The sequence below is a fragment of the Sphingobacterium tabacisoli genome (assembly GCF_017908035.1).
Lineage (GTDB): Bacteria > Bacteroidota > Bacteroidia > Sphingobacteriales > Sphingobacteriaceae > Sphingobacterium > Sphingobacterium tabacisoli.
Window position 1 is genome coordinate 1,452,449 of the sequence record NZ_JAEQMU010000001.1, and the last position, 18,201, is coordinate 1,470,649.

General features: G+C 43.8%; 14 protein-coding genes. 2 read left to right on the forward strand and 12 right to left on the reverse strand.

What is annotated here, in order from left to right; translation table 11 throughout:
- The first annotated feature begins 215 nt into the window (after positions 1 to 215).
- Positions 216 to 470 carry an ORF6N domain-containing protein gene (locus JKG64_RS23325; RefSeq protein WP_380893213.1) on the forward strand — a complete coding sequence of 85 codons (255 nt, stop codon included), beginning with the start codon at positions 216 to 218 and terminating at the stop codon, positions 468 to 470.
- Positions 361 to 633 carry a hypothetical protein gene (locus tag JKG64_RS06155; protein WP_210354353.1) on the forward strand — a complete coding sequence of 91 codons (273 nt, stop codon included), beginning with the start codon at positions 361 to 363 and terminating at the stop codon, positions 631 to 633. Before JKG64_RS23325 ends, JKG64_RS06155 begins: the two co-directional genes overlap by 110 nt.
- 84 nt (positions 634 to 717) lie before the next feature.
- Here JKG64_RS06155 and JKG64_RS06160 read toward each other — a convergent pair whose 3' ends face one another.
- The 12 genes from JKG64_RS06160 to JKG64_RS06215 form a co-directional block, all read right to left on the reverse strand.
- The gene (locus tag JKG64_RS06160) at positions 718 to 1,956 is read right to left on the reverse strand and encodes a TlpA family protein disulfide reductase (protein WP_210353444.1); all 1,239 of its coding nucleotides are present in this window, start codon (positions 1,954 to 1,956) and stop codon (positions 718 to 720) included.
- 2 nt (positions 1,957 to 1,958) lie between these two features.
- Positions 1,959 to 3,317, reverse strand: coding sequence for a RagB/SusD family nutrient uptake outer membrane protein (locus tag JKG64_RS06165; RefSeq protein ID WP_210353445.1), 1,359 nt, complete (start codon positions 3,315 to 3,317; stop codon positions 1,959 to 1,961).
- Positions 3,318 to 3,412: 95 nt separating this feature from the next.
- Positions 3,413 to 6,913 carry a SusC/RagA family TonB-linked outer membrane protein gene (locus tag JKG64_RS06170; protein ID WP_210353446.1) on the reverse strand — a complete coding sequence of 1,167 codons (3,501 nt, stop codon included), beginning with the start codon at positions 6,911 to 6,913 and terminating at the stop codon, positions 3,413 to 3,415.
- Positions 6,914 to 7,176: 263 nt separating this feature from the next.
- On the reverse strand, positions 7,177 to 8,331 hold the full coding sequence (locus JKG64_RS23245; protein WP_210353447.1) for a FecR family protein: 1,155 nt from the start codon (positions 8,329 to 8,331) through the stop codon (positions 7,177 to 7,179).
- A gap of 70 nt (positions 8,332 to 8,401) precedes the next feature.
- A complete protein-coding gene (locus JKG64_RS06180) occupies positions 8,402 to 9,007 on the reverse strand; it encodes an RNA polymerase sigma factor (RefSeq protein WP_210353448.1) in 606 nt (201 codons plus the stop codon).
- Positions 9,008 to 9,129: 122 nt separating this feature from the next.
- On the reverse strand, positions 9,130 to 9,744 hold the full coding sequence (locus JKG64_RS06185; protein WP_210353449.1) for a TlpA family protein disulfide reductase: 615 nt from the start codon (positions 9,742 to 9,744) through the stop codon (positions 9,130 to 9,132).
- 72 nt (positions 9,745 to 9,816) lie between these two features.
- Positions 9,817 to 10,446, reverse strand: a complete 630-nt coding sequence (locus tag JKG64_RS06190) for a TlpA family protein disulfide reductase (RefSeq protein ID WP_210353450.1) — start codon at positions 10,444 to 10,446, stop codon at positions 9,817 to 9,819.
- A 76-nt stretch (positions 10,447 to 10,522) separates the two neighbouring features.
- A complete protein-coding gene (locus tag JKG64_RS06195) occupies positions 10,523 to 11,140 on the reverse strand; it encodes a TlpA family protein disulfide reductase (RefSeq protein WP_210353451.1) in 618 nt (205 codons plus the stop codon).
- Between the two features lies 1 nt (position 11,141).
- Positions 11,142 to 12,539, reverse strand: coding sequence for a RagB/SusD family nutrient uptake outer membrane protein (locus tag JKG64_RS06200; RefSeq protein WP_210353452.1), 1,398 nt, complete (start codon positions 12,537 to 12,539; stop codon positions 11,142 to 11,144).
- Positions 12,540 to 12,557: 18 nt separating this feature from the next.
- Positions 12,558 to 16,085 (reverse strand): SusC/RagA family TonB-linked outer membrane protein, encoded by a 3,528-nt coding sequence (locus JKG64_RS06205; protein ID WP_210353453.1) that lies wholly within the window; start codon positions 16,083 to 16,085, stop codon positions 12,558 to 12,560.
- A gap of 129 nt (positions 16,086 to 16,214) precedes the next feature.
- Complete coding sequence (locus JKG64_RS06210; RefSeq protein WP_210353454.1) at positions 16,215 to 17,357, reverse strand: FecR family protein; 1,143 nt, start codon at positions 17,355 to 17,357, stop codon at positions 16,215 to 16,217.
- A gap of 84 nt (positions 17,358 to 17,441) precedes the next feature.
- Positions 17,442 to 18,047 carry an RNA polymerase sigma factor gene (locus JKG64_RS06215; protein WP_210353455.1) on the reverse strand — a complete coding sequence of 202 codons (606 nt, stop codon included), beginning with the start codon at positions 18,045 to 18,047 and terminating at the stop codon, positions 17,442 to 17,444.
- Positions 18,048 to 18,201 lie beyond the last annotated feature (154 nt).

Here is an 18,201-nt window from a genome sequence, read left to right on the forward strand (position 1 = left end):
TAGAATAAAACGAATGGTACAACGAGCCGGAAGTATTAATTTCAGAATCCTGAAGGTCTATATTTTGTCGGCTCTGCGACAGTATACTGGATCGATGTATTTGTCCGTCCACAATACAGTATTATTGTCGAAAGCCCGAGATACACCAAAAGAGAAACATACCTAGATTCCCTCCGGAGTTCATTTTAATTTGTTGTTCAAAAAAGGAAAAATGGATTCCTACGGAATTTATGTTCGAGTTGACAAAATCAGAGTATGAGGTAATTCTAAGATCGCAAAATGTGACCTTCGAACAAGGGAGATACTCAAAGTACCTACCCTTTGCCTTTACCGAATTATGGATTGCTGATGCTTTCGAATATGCTAAAGAGCGAACAAGCTATAACCATGAGCATCCGTATCATAGATGTATTTGTCAAGCTACGAAACATGCTGTATTACAACACACAAATGCAACTAGAGATATCTGAAATCAAATACAATATAGAGCAAATCGTCAAAAAACAAAAAGGTCACGACCAGAACATCCAATTGCTATTTGAATACATCAACCGCCTGCAAGAGAAGGAAGAGAAGATGGTGATGAAGCAGAACCCAAAGAGTGAAATCGGATTTAAGGTCGGTGGATCTTAAAACAATCTGACGAAAAGATAATAGAAATAAGATTTGCCCTAAAAAATAATTAAGGTGTCGCAAAATGCGACACCTTCTTTTTGACTATAACCTTTCCTCCATCAAAAAAACAGCGGTCTCTCTATCCTCAGCAATCAGTTGAAGACCACTCCGTCTCAGCAGCGTATTTAGAGACTCGAATGAATCCCATTTTCCAGCATACATCTTCCTATTTTTATCCACCTCATTAATAAGCGGCGGAAAATCTACGTTTAAATCTGCCATAAAAGCAAAATCAGACACAAATGAACGCATCTGCTCAGGCTGTTCGGTGGCAGCCCTGCCTTCTTTGATGACCCATACCGGTATCTTTTGCTTGACAAAACTTGTCCGCACATTGTACCAATTGTCCAGATCTTCTATAATGGCCACCATGCGATCGGCAGGTTTGTCAGCTAATCGGCTCGTCCGCTCATAAGAAATACTATTTTGGATTTTCCAGTCCTCTTCGAAAAGTTCAACCTCCGGATTGTGAATAAAGCGATCCTTATCGCGGACTATGAGTTTTATCCGCGAAGGTTTCATAAAGGGAATTTCGTGTATTTTTCCGTAGCAATAGAAATAAAACGGAAGTGCTGTAACATTTACTGCATAATCACGGATAGTCGCATCCAAAGAGTCCACCTGCACGCCAAATTTTGTATCAGCATCCTCCAGATATCCCATTATACCTGAATATGATCTGGTACTGTCCGTATATCTGGGCAAAAGCGGTATCTTATAATCAAATTCCCGATAATCATCTTTTATGGGCAGGTCAATCGTCTTATTACCTAGCAGTTCTTCAATAACTTTTTGATTAAGATATTCGCCATAGGTGACCGCAGCTACTTTCCCCTTATACAACCAGACCAGATGAGGCACTGTACGGTGCGGGAACAACCGGTTGAAAACCGTATCGTTCACAACAAAATCCAATGATAAATTATCAAAGTTTCCAGAACGTTTTAATGCTTCTATCATAATCTGCCCGCTTTCATAAGCAACGGGAATAATTTTCAATTGCCCAGAATATAACTCCTGGAGCTTTTTAATCTTAGGGATGGACGCCAGGCAATTCGTACAGGTACTTGTCATAAAATCCAGTACAATAAGGTCTCTTTGATAAGAGGACAATTTCTTACCCTGCTTACCATTCAGCAGTGTCCCTATAGGCAGGTCCTCAACAGCCTGACCAATTTTGGGCAGATTGACTTCCTGCACGGATATCGGTTGGGCCACCGCTATCTCCACAGAACAATGGATGCCTATTACTATCACTATTAATTTATATATATCTTTCATAACTATCTTTTTGTTTGTTGTAGAGTTGAGTTTTCTAAAACAGCTAGCGGAATTAGCATCGTATACCTCAGGTCATTTGGCGGCAATACATATTCCTTATTCTCTATATTTCGATAGAGAGTCTGTGCGGTCGACGTATCCAGATTGAGCCGCTTCAGATCCGACCAGCGACGCTGTCTCATAATCAGCTCTTTCCGACGCTCCATTAAAATGATTTCCAACAATTTTTGAGGGTCTTTCTCAGTGATGAGGTTAAACTGAGACTTGACCCAGCGAGACCTGCGCAGCCTATTGAGATCCATTAAAGCGGAATCGACCTTCCCTGTCCTTACGTAACCTTCTGCACGCGAGATCAAAATCTCATCTACGGCCAGACCACTGAACGGCGCCTGATTGAGCTGACCGTCATAATTTCCTTTGTAGGAATAGGTTCCGTCGGCATTTTTAATAAAGAAAACCGCTTTCCGCAGATCGGAATCGTCATATTTTTCCATCAGCGTACTGTCCAGTTTCCATCGTGTCCGGGTATACGTTGCACTCCCTACAGCGATAGCCTGGAAAATCACCTCCTTATTGAATCTTGCTATGGGACTATTGCTTGCCGCGTTGAGCGTTTCAAAATCCAGCAGGTCAGATTTTTCAAGCAGACAAGCGCTGGCATATTGTACAGCTCTTGGATAATCCTGCAAGTAAAGATAGATGCGCGCCAACAAAGCATTGGCGGCAATCTTGGTGGGAGTAGAAAGCACATTTCCAGTAGCTGGCAACAAGATTGCCGCGTCATTCGCATCCTGCAATAGCTGCTTATAGAATTCGCTTATAGTCGACCGTTCTACCCGATCCTCAATATTCGGAGTTTTCCGGTACGGAATAGCTTCTTTGTTTATATTTGTACCATTGGCTAACGGTATCGGCACAAATAATTCAGCCAGCGCAAAATGCGCATAGGCACGAAAGAAAAGAGCTTCACCTTTTAATGTTTTGGATTGCTGAGTTTCATCCAGGTTTTTCAGCACGTCCAGCACCTGGTTGGCCACATATACTTTTTTATACTGTGCGGACCACTGCGTGGCTGGAGGAGTAATGTCGGTGTTCCAAATAAACAGTTCCTTATCCTCAAGGATGGAAACAGACAGCCAATTGGCAGTAGTCATCATAAAATTGTCCGATGCCAGTTCGCCTATATAGGGATAGCCCTGATTAAGTACACTGTAATTATTCAAAAGAGCATTGCAGTCTTCTAAAGTCGTAGGAACAGCCTTGCGCAGATCGGGTTTCATATCGAGATACTCCTTACAGCCGAAGAATGCTGTAAAGGACAAGATCCATACTGCTGCCTTCAATAGATTTATTTTTTTCATCTGTATAAATTTATTTTTCAATTGTGATGAAGCTATCAGATTTATTCATTCACCAACGTATTTGAATAAGTCGTGATAGCTTCATGATAGCTTCGTTAAAGTGAAAAATTTAAGCCCAAGGTATAGATAGCCGGTAAAGGAATTGCCGTACCATAATCGGAATCTATACGATATTTTGTTTTCTTCCACAGCATCAGACCTATATTGTCTGCATTTAAAAACAAGGATGCTTGCCTCACTCCCGGTATTTTACCTTTAAGGCTGTATTCAAGATTGATATCTTTCAGCTTGACGGCGTCCCCACGCTCAACCAGGGCATCCGAGGCCTTATAAAAATTCTCCATCGCCAGGTTAAGCGGATAGATAAAAGCCGGCACATCCGTCATGCGTTCATCACCCGGCTTTTGCCAGCGTCTATCATAATCCTCATGCGATATCCAATAGTTTGCAAATGCCAGCGCACTCATCCCTGTGCGCCTAAAGAAAAATTTGAACTTATACTGTAGGGTAAATGACAGCTTAAAATCAGCTATCTGGACAGTATTTCTCAAAAAACCATTATAGAGCGGTATAGCTGACCCCATAAACCGCACATCCTCTATCGACACCGAGTTGAGCTTGGAGTAATCCTTGCTTACCTCACCATTGAGGTATCCTTGCGGCGCACCTGTTTCGGGATCAAGGCCGGCAAAGCGATAAGCGTAGATAGCATACAGATCATTTCCCACAATAGGATTGGGCACAATACCGTTGTCCATGTAGCTTGATACGGACGTGGACCTATAGTTGTATTTTTTTGTAAAGTTCCTATTGAAATTAATGATCCAGTCGGTTGACCATTGGAAGCCTCTGGTTTTTATATTTACCGATCTGATGGAAGCCTCCAATCCCCTACTGACAAAGCTGGCAACATTGAGCACCTGATTATCAAATCCGACAGTGGGGTCAACATTTGCCCTTGCCACGATATCTTTACCCTCTTTGTGGTATAGATCTATAGCCCCAGAAATACGCTGATTGCGGGAGGCAAAGTCAATCCCAAAATTCAGTATCCCTACACGTTCCGCCCGGTATCTGGGATTAGGCGGATTGACCATATATCCAAATGGTAAGCCTGTGATACTGTTTGTACCGCCATATTCCATCGTCGGATAAGCAGAATAATCATTTACAGCCTTACCATTATAGCCGTATGTCATCCTTAGCTTGAGGTATGGCAGAAAAGAAATTTTATAGAATGGCTCCTGCGAGATATCCCAGCTCAGTCCGGACGACCATAGCGGCTGCCATTTGTCATTTGTCGATACACCAAAAAGATTAGAAGCATCCTGCCGGGCACTGGCACTCAGCACATATCTATTTTTGTAGGTCAGCGAAGCATTGGAAAACACAGATAAAAACCGTTGCCTATATTCCTCGAGCATGATCCCATTTGGGATAACACCCGATCCGGCGAGTCCACCTAGCAAAGGAAATGTACTAAGAAAGTCGACAGGCTGATAGTTGAGTGTCTTCCTATCGTATCCATACAATCTACTGCCATCGATCCTGTTCTGCAAATCTTTTAGTTCAGCACCGAGGATGCCGCTGATACGAAAAAGATCTCCTTTGCCAAACGGTCTATCGAGCTGCGCATTCACACGCAGATTATTGGCATGAACCCTTCCATCCTGCATGGTATAAATATCACCGATCGGGATAATGTGTTTTATTCCCGCAGCAGGTGAATATTGGGAGAATAGATTAATATAGTTCTGTGTAAAATACGACTGCAGACCCTGCCAGTTTGTAACTTTATTTGTTGACTCCTGATATTGGTAGTTCAGCATAAGCTGCAGATATTCATTGATTTTAAACTGCCCGCCCAGATTGAGCATGATATCGGTTGTGGTATTCACATTTTCACTCGACTGCAATTCGTTCCCAAGGTTGTACTTTGCCGGCAGCAGCTGACCATTAAAAAGCGTATCGATAAAAGAACCTTTAAACGTCACTGTTTCCAGGTCTCTAAAATTTCCGCCGTCATCCACTAAGCTGATATAAGGGTAATTGGACCTCCCATCGCCGGAATACAAGGCACCATATGCTATTGAAGACTCGCTACCCAGGTTCCTTGCGCTGCTACGGCTCATTACGGTACTCAAATTTAGCTGCAGGCGATCTGTCGGCCGTGCATTAATGGCGGCACGAACGTTATAGCGGTCATTGAAAGAGGACTTCAAAGAATTGAGATTTTTGTTATATCCTCCAGAAGCTACAAAATCCATGAGACGATTCCCACCTGAAAAATTAACATTGTACTGCTGATTGAATCCCTTTCGGTAGATGTATTTCAGGTAATCTTTTCGGACATCCTGTGCCGAAAAAACAACTTTCTGACTGTCATAAGTATCCTGATCAATAATGTTCCTTTTCAGCTGGTTCCGGAGCTGCACAATTGGAGATAAGGTTCGCTCGGGAGCATTCAGCTGCCAGTCGTAAAACCCTTTATCAAAAAGAAACTCTTCCATTTCAATAAACGAGCGGCTGCTCGCATCAGGCCTATAGAACAGGTCTGGTTTTTCTGTCATTTGCAGGTTAATATTAGCATCGACCTTTGTTGTTCCATTTGCCGCACCCTTCTTTGTTGTCAGGACAATGACACCATTTCCGGCCATTGATCCCCATATGGAAGCTGCCGCAGCATCTTTGAGGATCGTGACACTTTCGATATCGTTGGGGTTGATGTTCATGATATCCCCTTCGTAAGGAAAATTGTCCAATACGATCAATGGGCTCGCCTTGCCATAGAAAGTCGTGCGTCCTCGCAGGCGCATCTGCTGCATCAGCGTGCTTGCTGTAGATCTTTTATCAAAAATAAATGACGGGGAAAGCCCCTCCAGACGAGACAGAATGTTTGTTGATTTATTGATATTGAACTTTTCACTATCTATCAGTTCAAAGCTGCCTGTTGCACGCTCTTTGGGGATCTGCTGGTAACCTGTAGAGACCACTTCGACCTCTTCCACCTCGGCCGAAAATGGCTTTAAAGATACCGTTCCGATATCCGCATTTGCACTAAGCTTTTGACTGGTATAACCTAAATAGACCACCTCTAGTTTTGCTCCTTCTTGAACCTGTCCGAGTTCAAAATATCCCTCCTCGTCCGTCTTGGTCTGCACTGCTGTACGTTTACCTTGCCCATCCAGCACATACACCGATGCACCTGCCAATGATTCTCCTTTTTCATTGGTCACCCGGCCGCGGATGGGTTCTTGCTGAACGGCAGACTCGCCATCCTCGCGATCCTTTTTGGCTACAACGTAACGGGGCTTGATGGCAATAGACTGTCCTTTGATCTGATAGGTCAGTGCCAGCGGTTTTAATAGCCTATCAAGGCTCTCTTCGAGCGTGCTATTAACCAGATCTATACTGACCGCTTTCTTATCGCCGATAAGGTCGTCATTGTAGACAAAGGTATAGGTGCTTTGCTTGCTCAGCTCGACCAGTACTTTCTGCAAAGGCATATGCTGTACCCGCAGGTTGATCCGTTGGGCGCTTGCATCGGCGAAAACCAAGGTCATCGATACAACGAGCAAGAATAAAGTTAGCTTCATGTAATAAACGTATTTAGGTATACTTAATCTCCTAGTAATCTGTTGTTTATTGTTCATAATTTTAATTCGTCAGTTATTCATGAACAATACAGCCTTGCTTCCCCGCTGCCGTACAAGAAGACTTGCTGCATTGGCAGGGAATGTTTAAGTTTGCATTGCCCGGTTATTTATAAATGGATTACGCTCCTATTATTGTTCCGGCATCCTGCCGTCCGTGTTTCCCCACGGCGGCAGTTCTCTATCGGAACAAGCGCTAAAAAATTTTACTTTCCTATAGCCGTCACCCTCCTTCCTTCTCGTTTAAATTGAATTCCGCTTTCGAGCGTGATCGCTTCCAGTACTGCTGATAGTTTAGCACTTCGCGGTACGATAGCGGACACCTTACGGTCCGCATAGGCGCCCATGTCTACCTCCACATCGTACCAGCGTTCGATCTGCTTACCAAATAGCCCTATCTCCTGATTGCGAAGGATATACATCCCCTCTTTCCAGGCCAGCACTTGCTCCAGATCCACCTCGCGCACCTTCATTCCGGCACCCGCATGGTTCTGCACCTGCTGTCCGGGGCTCAGAACAATTTCCTGCCCAGTAGCAGCCTGAGTGACACGGACATGTCCTTCGCTCAGTGTCGTCCATATCGCCCCGTTGTCTCCGTAGGCGTTGATATTGAAATGTGTCCCCAATACCGCTACACGCTGACCCTCTGTCTCTACGGTAAACGGCCTTGCCGCATCTTTGGCCACTTCCAGGTATACCTCCCCTTTGATCGAAACATGACGGTATTTGCTATCGAAGGTAGATGGATAGCGGATCTCGGAGGCAGCATTGAGCCATACCTTGGTTCCATCCGGTAGTGTGGCTTGGTACTGCCCACCGATAGGCGTCCTTAGCGTAACCTGTCTGGGAACCGCCGTACTGACCAGTAACTGCCCGTCCTGATAGCGCACCTCTCCCTCGCTGTTAACAATGCCCTCCCCATGGCGATCCAACACAAAGGATTGTCCATCATCCAAAAAAAGCGTAGCCCTATCTGTTCCCGGAGCGATATCCTTGTCTATAGCAATGACAGGAACAAGTTCCTCCTGCGCAGGACTATAGGTGTATTGGTAAATAGCCCAGCCCAGCCCCAAGACTATCAAGATACTTGCAGCTACCCGTACTACAGGCCAGTAGCGGACTTTCACTGGGGCTATATGCGCCTGCAGACGCTCAAACGCCGCCTCGTCTACCTGTTTTATTTGATGGTCCAAGGGACTGAAGTCGACGTCCTCCTGCAAAGCGTTATCAATCAGCGTACGCAGTTCAAGCTCCGTCTCCACTGCACCAAAATAAGTCAACAATTCATCCACGTCAGCCTGGCTGTAGTTGCCATCGAGATAGCGTTCAAATAATGCTCTTCGTTGTTTTCTGTCCTCCACGATATAGGGTCTTTGTAGGGATTACAATCCAGCAAGCATGATCGGGTACAAGAAAATGAAATTTATTTTTTTAGTTTAGACTGACGGCCAGCGACGTGGACAATAATACTGCAGCCAGAAAATCCGGATACTGGATCAGCGTTTCCTTGATCAGCTGGTTGGCACGCTTGATCTGGGTATGGACCGTATGGATTGAAAGCTGAAGCTCGGTAGCGACTTCTTCATAGGTCTTACCGTCCAGCTTGCAGCGGATAAAAATCTGCCGTTGCCGCTCGGGCATCTTATAGATGATGTTTTGCAGGATCTCGCGCTGCTCCTTGTGAAATAAGCGGGTCTCGATCTGTTCGTAGCCTTCCTCGAGTATGGGATAGAGGTAAGCTCTATATTTTTGGTCGTGGGCAGCTTTGCGGAACAGATTGAAGGCTTTATTACTCGCTACCCGATAGAGATAGGGCAGAATGGAATTTTCAACCTGTAGCTTGCTTCTGCTGTCCCAAAGGGCAACAAAGGTATCCTGCACCACCTCCTGCGCGAGGTCTGTGGACTTGAGCAAGCGGATGAGGTGTCCGATCAAGCGGTAATGGTAAGCCTTGTAAATACATTCGAAAGCGTCGCGATCCCCTTCCCTAAGTCTTCTTAGGAGATCCTGTTCTTCGGAAAGCGACAACACGTTCATGTCTATTTACGGTTAGTGAAAGTACGAAGAAAAGAAATATTTGGGAGAATGGCAACTGGCACAGAAAGCAATAACCCGTTGCTTTAATCCAGCAACGGGTCAAAAATATCCTTATTTTAGTCTTATTTTTTGAGTGTTGACCATAAATATTCGTTGATGAGTGCTTTAAATCTTAGCGAGCCAGCAGATTCTATTCCATTCTTTTCAGGCAACGGCCTAGGGGGATTTCTTTCCAGAATTTCCCCCTTTTTACCGATTATGATCCATCGGGGAACGCCTTTCATGTTATAATAACCTGTCATCGGATGATAAAACCCCTCTGGAGCTGTGCTCAAAGAAATGGATAGAGAGTCGGTATAGTAATATCTTCGATTCGTTAGAACATCACCATTATCTAAACAATTTTTCCATACATCGGCATTATCGTCTAGATTGATGTCAATGAAAACGACATCTTTGTTAGGTTCGTAGTATTTTCTGATCTTTCCCAATGGTTCCGATAAGGCCAAACATGGTGCACAGCGATTAACCCAAAAGTCGATCACCACCACCTTACCTTTGAAGTCCGCCATGCGTATAAGCTTTCCATTCCGGTCTTTTAGTTCGAAAGGATAGGCCATCGAGCTATCAAGCTGTGCAATACCCAATTTGACGGTTGCTGATACGCTTTTAACTGTAAACCCTGTTAAAAAGATCAGTATGCTTAGCATAAATAATCTCCATTTGCTTGTTTTCATATATTATTTTCTATTTACATTAATTCACGGAACATTTCTTCTGTTTAAATTAGCAATTCATACTTTAGATTGTTATTGGGCCTTAGCTTCTTTTGAATTGGATAGCAAATATTCGTTGATGATCGCTTTAAATCTTAGGGAACCAGCGGATTCTATCCCGTTCATGCTGGGCAAAGGTCGAGGAGGTTTTCTTTCCAGGATTTCCCCCTTTGCTCCTATTATTATCCAAGTAGGTACTCCCGTCATTTCATAATATTTCGTTATATCATTAAAGAAACCCACAGGTGCTGTTGATAGGGAAATCGAAAGTGAGTCCGTATAGAAGAAAGTTTCCTTCCCAAGTTTGGAGCCATTAACAAGGCTATTTTTCCATTTCTCTACTTCCTTGTCTAAATTGACATCAATAAAAACGACATCGGGATTATCCCTATAATATTCGCGCATATCGGCAAGAGGCTTAGCCATGACCATACATGGAACACATCTCGTATACCAGAAGTCTAATACAACTACTTTTCCTCTAAAATCTTCCATTCGCACCATCATGCCATTATTATCCTTTAACTCAAAAGGGTAAGCCATCTTTAAACTATCCGTTCTTGGGCTGTGAGATTTTGTCTCACCGCGAGCAGTATATGAGGTAAAAATCGTGAGGTAAACCACTAGTCCCAATAATTTTAATTTCATTTTACTTGTTTTCATATGCTATCTTTAATTATGTATTAATCCACTAAATTGTATTTCTTCTGTTTGAATTAAGAATTTACACCTTAGGTTGTTATTGGACCCTAGTTTTTTTTGAAATGGATAGCAAATATTCGTTGATCAATGCCTTAAACCGCAGGGAACCTGCGGATTCAATTCCATTCTTTTCAGACAATGGACGAGGAGGTTTTCTTTCTAATATCTCCCCCTCTTTGTTAATAATGATCAATGTAGGGACACTATTAAATTTGTAATATTTTGTTATTTCATGATCAAATCCCGCTGGTGCTGTTGATATCGAAATCGATAATGAATCCGTATAATGACGTTGCTTTTTTTGCACTGTTCCACCATTTTTCAAGCTATTTAACCAAACATCCACATTATCATCCAAATTGATATCGATAAAGACAACATCTGGATTTGATTCATAATACTTTCTAATCTGGCCTAAAGGCTCTCCTAATAACATACATGGGACACAGCCCTTGAACCAAAAATCCAGCACGACCACTTTTCCTCTAAAATCTTCCATCCGCACCAGTTTGCCATCCTTATCCTTAAGCTCAAAAGGATATGCCATCTGAATGCTATCTTCCTTTACAACAGTCCCATACATTGCATATACATGCTGTATTGCGAAAACCCATAAGCAGATCAATATGCTTAGCTTTATTTTAATCGTTTTCATATTATCGTTTGTTTTGTGTTAATGAACTGAATTGTATTTCCTGTATCGGTAACAAAAAGGCGTATTTCAAGCTGTTTGGTTCGAGAAAATACTCTTTATCGCCCAACTTTCTTCTAAAAATAATATTCCGTCCCTCGACGTTCAGGCGACGGACATCCGACCAGCGCATTCCCCTGAATAAAAGCTCCTTGCGTCGCTCATCCAATACCTGTTGAACAGCATCATCTGCATTTCTGAAGTTAACGATCGGAATGTCTGTTTTAGGGAAACGGTTACGAAAGAGATTTTCAAGCAGCTGTTTAGCTTCATCGAGATTCCCTTTTCTTGCATGACATTCCGCCAAAATCAATAGCACTTCGTCAGTTGCCAAACCATTGAAACAATTGGATGTACTCAAACCACTCGCATATAAACTTTTTCGATTCGCTTCTCGAGCCTTATTGAAAGTAAAAAAAGCCTGTAGTCGAAGATCTTTCGGGTGATATAATTCGATGAGCGCAGAATCAACAAAAGTATTTGGAGCTGACCGACCAGTGGCAGTTGAAAGATAGCCCCTTTGTGTAGACATAAATAATACCTCTGCATTATTTCTATCAAATACAGCATCCTCTTCCCGTGATAATTGATTGTAGTCCAATAGCGCATGATAAGTCTCCTCAGATGCATTAGCAAACTTTAGCGCTTGCTCGTAATTAGCCATCACCAGATAGATACGAGCCAGCATCCCATTAGCGGCCGCGAGATTGGGGCGATTCCTAAAGCTAGAAGGCGTATGGGACTGTAATAATCCGAGTGATTGCTGTAAATCATCTAAAATAGCTGCGTAAGTCTGCTCGAGCGACGCGCGTTGCAGCAGTTGATCGATGTTTGGCGAATATCGCAATGGAATACCCAATTCATTGGTGGCCGTTCTCTTATCATAAGGTAGACAGAAGGTTTCTGCCAGTGCAAAATTCCATATCGCACGAAAAAACAATGCCGTTCCTTTGATATCGTTATATTCGGCTTTATTGGCAACCGTTACGTCGATATCCTTCAATACATCCAATACCACATTGCAGATATAAATAGCATAATAGCAATTGTTCCACTCTGCAATCTGCGGATTCCCCTCGTAGATATCGTCTGCCCAAATATAAGCATTGCGTTCCTGCACAAATACAGTGGACTGCCAAGTCGCCTGATCGTAATAATATTCATCCGAAGCTAACTGCCCCAAAGAAGGAAAGGAAAAGTTAAGTCCTACCCCTAGCCTGCCATCATTCTCCAACAGACTTCTACAGTCCGCCAATGTCTTTGGATTCACTATACTCGCGTCGGGCTTCTCTTCCAAAAAAGACTTCGCACAGCCCATGCAGAATAACAAGGACAATGCATATATAAAAAATTGCTTTTTCATCTCAATATCTTTTAATCGTTAAAAATTTGCTTTTAGCCTTAGGCTGAATTGCCTTGGCACAGGATAAGCAGACTGAAATACGTTTGGATCTAGTCTGTACTTATTTGCGCGCCATAGGATACAGACATTGTCTATGACAAAGGTCATGTCCAAGGATTTCACCCACTTGTACCGATCCATGAGCCTGAGGCCGATTTGAACATCCTGCAACCGTATGACGTCAGATTTCCCCACAAGTGCGCTACTATAGGCATACAGGTTACTGCGTGAAGAGTTCGCGGGATACATTAGACTGGGTACATCTGTCCTTGCTTCATCCCCTGGCAGTTGCCAGCGTTTCTCATAGTCATATATTGCATTTCCAGATGTAGTCGCACTGTAAAGTGCTGTATTGCTCAACGATATCCGTCTAAAATAACCGCCAAATTGATATAGCATATTAAAACTGGCATAAAACCGACCGTAGCTAAAGTCATTTCTGAAAGAGCCAAAGTAAGACGGTACCCGAGGGCCATGATATTGCATATTCCACATGTCCTCACTATTGAGTATGGCGCTATAGTCCTTGCTCTCAACCCCGTCGAAATACCCAATTGGATTTCCCTCATTATCCAATCCTGCATAAGGAAAGCTGAAAAGTGCAGTCTGCGGAAACCCCTCGTAGGGATTGAGGTAATTGGTGGCCATATAGCTAAAATTGTTCGCCTGCTTGATCAGATAACGAACCACCTTATCCTTTGCCTTGGAGAAATTGAACACCGACTGCCACTGAAATCTACCCATCAGATTCTTGCTTGTCACCGACAGATCGAATCCCTCGATTTGGGTATCAGCTACATTCCCTCTAAACTGTATCAATCCAGTCTGCGGAGCAATCTCGCCATTACCGATCAAGTCATTTCCATTTTTCCAATAACGGTCAATATGCATGACAACACGCTGATCCAAGACCCCGAGATCAAATCCGATATTAATGACCTTAGTCTTCTCCCAGCGTAGCGATGGATTTGGTGGATTAACAATGGTCGCGAATATGTTTTGGTAACTATTTTTAAAATTTTCATACCTGGCTGTTAGCCATGCCGACATTGTTTTATCCACATTCCCCTGTACACCATAGGAAGAGCGAAGCCTCAACTCGGACAGCCACAGCACTGAAGTCAGCAAGCCCCGCTTTGCATTGTAGGCAGCGCCAACCGACCAAAGAGGTACCCCCTTTTGGTTGGTTGCTACACCAAAGAGATTAGATTCATCCCTACGGATGCTTCCATATACATCATAGATATTTTTGTAACTATAGGCCGCATTCAATAGATAAGAGCGATAGCGATCTACATGCCAGTTCTGATAATTTCCGTCATTGATGACCTGACTACCCCCATAGATGCGCGACAAGGCATTGATGTGGTCTATTGTCGCTGACGTTGCTGTGGACGGATCATAACCTATCAGCTGCTTTTTATCGACTTCGCTCCTCGCATCCGACAATTCCATCGCCATTAGCGCCGTTATATGATGGTCTTTATTGATCCTCTTATCCACAGCCAGCTGCCCACGCCATAGATACGAAGTGCCACGTAAGTGACTGATTGTCCGGCTTTCACCAACCGGTATCTGCTGTATGTATTTGGCAGTAGCCTTATCATATCGCGTAAACGTATTGACCATATTGCGTACGTAGTAAGAGTCTTCTGCATAACGCATCAGGTCATCCCCAAAGGATTTGCTATATTGATATTTTACACTTGCTGTAAGAAAAGGAAAGATCTTAGCATCTATACCGCCATTTAGCCGCAGATTGAACAGCGAACTCGTAGACATACCTTTACCGAGATCTGTCAGTGGATTATAGTGCCAATTGAGTAGATTCCCATTGCCTACCGTATCCACATAGCTATTGCGCAAACTTCCCGTAATCGCAGTCGGTTTACCATCGACCGAGACCAATTCTTCATAAGGATACATTGCTGTGCTGTTCTGTGCATTCTGCGTTTTTCTATCTGTCAGATTGGTCTGAAAGGAAAAGTTGAGCCGATCATTCAGGAATCGCTGATCGTATTTCACCAAAAGTGTCTTGCGCTCATTTTGGGTATATTTCGTGGCCTGATCCAGTCGATTGAGGCCACCTGAAATATAGAAGCTACCATCTTTAAAAGGCCTTGATATTGATAGATTATACTGTTGTTCGAGTGGTATCTGATAGAAGTATTTCAATCGCTGTATACGACTGTCTTTTACACGATAAGCATCTATCAATTCATTACCATCTTCGTTTGATAACTGACCTTTACTCATTTTATCCAATATCTCCACCACCGGTGACACCGGCTGGTAGCCTGTCTTCAATCGAGCATTGTAAGCACCCTTTTCATAGAGGAACTTCTCCACGTCGATAAAGTCACTACTTGATATCGATTTGCTATAATAAAGGTCGGGTTTATCGGCGATGCTCTGGATCACTTCGGCAGATAAGGAAAGTCGGTCTTTACTCCCCCGTTTGGTACTAATGACGACAACACCATTGCCCGAGCGAGCACCCCATATGGAAGCCGCTGCGGCATCCTTTAAGATAGAGATCGAAGCGATATCTGCAGGATTGAGGCTACTTAACCCACCGTCATAGGGAAAGCCATCTACAACGATCAGAGGCTCCGCGTTCGCAAATAATGTACTCTTACCACGGATGGTAAATTCAGGCTGATTACCCCCTTCGTTGCTATTGATCTTGGGCAGTTGCAGCCCCGTTGTAAGCCCATTTATTCGCGACAGTATGTTGGAGGAAACCGATCTATCAATCAGCTTTTGGTCCAATACATCCACACTACCGACCATCCTTTCTTTTGACATACGCTGATAACCTGTACTCACTACCTCCACCTCTTCCACCTCCGCCGAGAAAGGTTTCAAAGAAATCACCCCCATATCCGCTCGGGCAGTAAGTTTTTGTGCCGTATAGCCCAGGTACATCACTTCCAGCTTGGCATTGACCAGATCTTGTGGCAGCTCAAAATAACCCTCCTCATCCGTCTTGGTCTGTACATTTGTCCGATGCCCTTGCTCGTCCAGCACATAGATGGAGGCTCCCGCCAAAGGTTCGCCTTTTTCGTTAAGCACACGGCCGCGGATCGGTTGTTGCTGGATGATAATATCATTAACATTGTCCTTGGTCGACTTTTCCTTCGGTCGGACGATAATAATTTTTTCATTGATGATATATTCCAGCTGGCTTTGCTGACGGAATACCGCGTCAAGAGTCTTCCTCAGGCTGCTATTACTTTCTGCTATGGTCACGGATGTAGCAAGCCTGGACATCATCGAGGGATTGTACAGCAGGTCATAGCCTGATTGCTTCTTGATGTCTTTGAGTACAATTTCCAGTGATTTCTGGCTGGCATGTATCGTAATACGTTGTGCAAAGCTGGATGAAGCGTTTAACTGCCCCAATAAAAGTATGCTAAACAAAGTAATCAATTGTATACGCATTATCCAGTATTTTTTATAGTAGCGGACAGAGTAAAGTACTCCCTTGCCACAATAATTATTCATATATTTGGTTCGTTAGGTTAAAAAATATTAATACTTCGAAACTATTCTTATGGTTTACCTGACCTGGCCGGTGGTGCTTCCAACACCTCCGGCTCTTTTGTCTATCAGGCAACTAAACACATTCTTCCTTTACCTCTTTTTCACGACAACCCTCCTTCCTTGTATGTTAAGTTCTATTTCCCGCGTCAATTCTAAATTTTGGACAACGGTATGTATATCGGCAAACCGGGACATTGATCCTGTGAACAGTACAGCAGACAGATCTCCTTCATAAATGATCTCTACATCGTACCACCGCGCGATCTGTCGCATCACGCTATAGATATCGGAATGGCTGAACAGAAACTTCCCTTCCCGCCAGGCAATAGCGTCCTGCACATCTACAGGCACCACCCTCAGTCCCGTCTCTTCTAAGATACTCTGCTGCCCCGGAGCCAACGTGGCGGACTTGGTACCTTGCAGATCATTTGAACGAACTGCGACCTTACCTTCCAGCAAGGTAGTGGATGTCTTCCCTTCCTCTTCATAGGCATTGATATTGAATACGGTACCCAAAACTTTCAAACTTTGTTGTGCGGTCTCCACGACAAATGGCTGGTCTTCTTTGTGAGCCACTTCAAAATAAGCTTCACCTGTCAACCTGACCTTTCGTTCATCGCCATCAAACAGTGTCGGATACTGTAAGGAAGATGCCGCATTGAGCCACACTTTTGTACCGTCGGGTAAAGTAACACGGTACTGCCCTCCCCGGGGCGTAGCTAAGGTTGCATAGGTTACTTTTTTCGATGAAATCGTCGATCCATCATCATATGTCATCGTCTCGCCGACTACCACTCCGCCCTGTGTTGGGCTAAGGGCTACCGTACTGCCGTCGGCAAAGGTCAGTGTAGCCCGATTGCTGCCAGGTTTAATCGGCTCAGTCAGCTTTGCGACATTATCCACCGCCGAAAAACTATTCGTCTTATAAAAATAAAACATAACACCGATAGCCAATAGGAACAGACAAGCAACCGCCGACCACCAGAAATTCTTTAACTTCCGAACCCTACTTTTGCTGTGGATGTGACTTTCTATTCGACTCCAGTTATGCGCTGCTGATACACGATCCTGTTCATCAATGACCGCCTCCTCATGATCGAGCTGGGTCTGGATCAGGTTTAGGATATCCGTAGCATTTTCCTGCTGGCGGAAGTGTTCCATCAATAGATCCACTTCCGCAGGCGTGCATTCACGGTTCAGAAATCGTTGGTATATCTCATTTATATCGGACATCGACTTTTTCTCTTTTATCTATACAGTGTCTGTAAAAAGAAAAAAGTACGGCTCACACTAAAATTATTTTTGATTTATTTTTCGCTAGCGGAAAAGTGTAGCCGCCAACAGGACAAAAAGAAGGGTTGGGTTGTCTTGGGCCAATTCTGTACGTAAAAATTTCAGTGCTCGGGTCATATGATCCTTTATGGTGGATAGGGATACGCCAAACTCTTCGGCGACCTCCTCGTACGATCTCCCGTCCAGCTTGATCCGAACAAATATCTTGCGGCGTTGCTCGGGTAATTTGGTTATGGCAGTCATCAATGCGGCATTGGTTTCTTTAAAGTTTATCTGTTCTTCCAGCTCTTCGTAGAGTTCGGTAGCAATGGCCATCAGATGTGCCCGCATCTCACGGTCCTGCGATGCCTTATGGTAATATTTATACGCTTGTAATTTGGCCCGGTGCAGGAGTATAGCTTTAAAGGGGACATCCGTCGGTAACTTTTCTCGCTCGTTCCATATTTGCAGGAAGACCTCCTGGTGCAGTTCTTCGGCAATCTCCCTGTCCAGCACCAGTCTACGGATTCGCGCCATGATCATCGGTGCATAGCTATTGTACAGCTGATGGTAAGCGCCGTAATCTCCATGACGCAACTGTGCCAACAGTTCGTTCTCTTCACTTACAGTATCTGCTACGACAGGTTTCATTAAGATTGGAATAGTGCTTTAGGCTTACGCCTGTCCAAACTTACACAAAAAGCCTTGTAATCGCTAATGACGGAAAGGGAAAATAAAATAGGAGCTCCTCATCTAGATTTCATCCTCTCTCTAGATATAAAACACCTCCAAAAAAGTATATACT

Coding starts and splice junctions, on each gene's coding strand:
- JKG64_RS06165 (WP_210353445.1), bottom strand. CDS start 3,317: ATGAAAAAAATAAATCTATTGAAGGCAGCAGTATGGATCTTGTCCTTT.
- JKG64_RS06155 (WP_210354353.1), top strand. CDS start 361: ATGCTAAAGAGCGAACAAGCTATAACCATGAGCATCCGTATCATAGAT.
- JKG64_RS06210 (WP_210353454.1), bottom strand. CDS start 17,357: ATGTCCGATATAAATGAGATATACCAACGATTTCTGAACCGTGAATGC.
- JKG64_RS06190 (WP_210353450.1), bottom strand. CDS start 10,446: ATGAAAACAAGTAAAATGAAATTAAAATTATTGGGACTAGTGGTTTAC.
- JKG64_RS06180 (WP_210353448.1), bottom strand. CDS start 9,007: ATGAACGTGTTGTCGCTTTCCGAAGAACAGGATCTCCTAAGAAGACTT.
- JKG64_RS06205 (WP_210353453.1), bottom strand. CDS start 16,085: ATGAATAATTATTGTGGCAAGGGAGTACTTTACTCTGTCCGCTACTAT.
- JKG64_RS06170 (WP_210353446.1), bottom strand. CDS start 6,913: ATGAAGCTAACTTTATTCTTGCTCGTTGTATCGATGACCTTGGTTTTC.
- JKG64_RS06200 (WP_210353452.1), bottom strand. CDS start 12,539: ATGAAAAAGCAATTTTTTATATATGCATTGTCCTTGTTATTCTGCATG.
- JKG64_RS06215 (WP_210353455.1), bottom strand. CDS start 18,047: ATGAAACCTGTCGTAGCAGATACTGTAAGTGAAGAGAACGAACTGTTG.
- JKG64_RS06185 (WP_210353449.1), bottom strand. CDS start 9,744: ATGAAAACAAGCAAATGGAGATTATTTATGCTAAGCATACTGATCTTT.
- JKG64_RS06160 (WP_210353444.1), bottom strand. CDS start 1,956: ATGAAAGATATATATAAATTAATAGTGATAGTAATAGGCATCCATTGT.
- JKG64_RS06195 (WP_210353451.1), bottom strand. CDS start 11,140: ATGAAAACGATTAAAATAAAGCTAAGCATATTGATCTGCTTATGGGTT.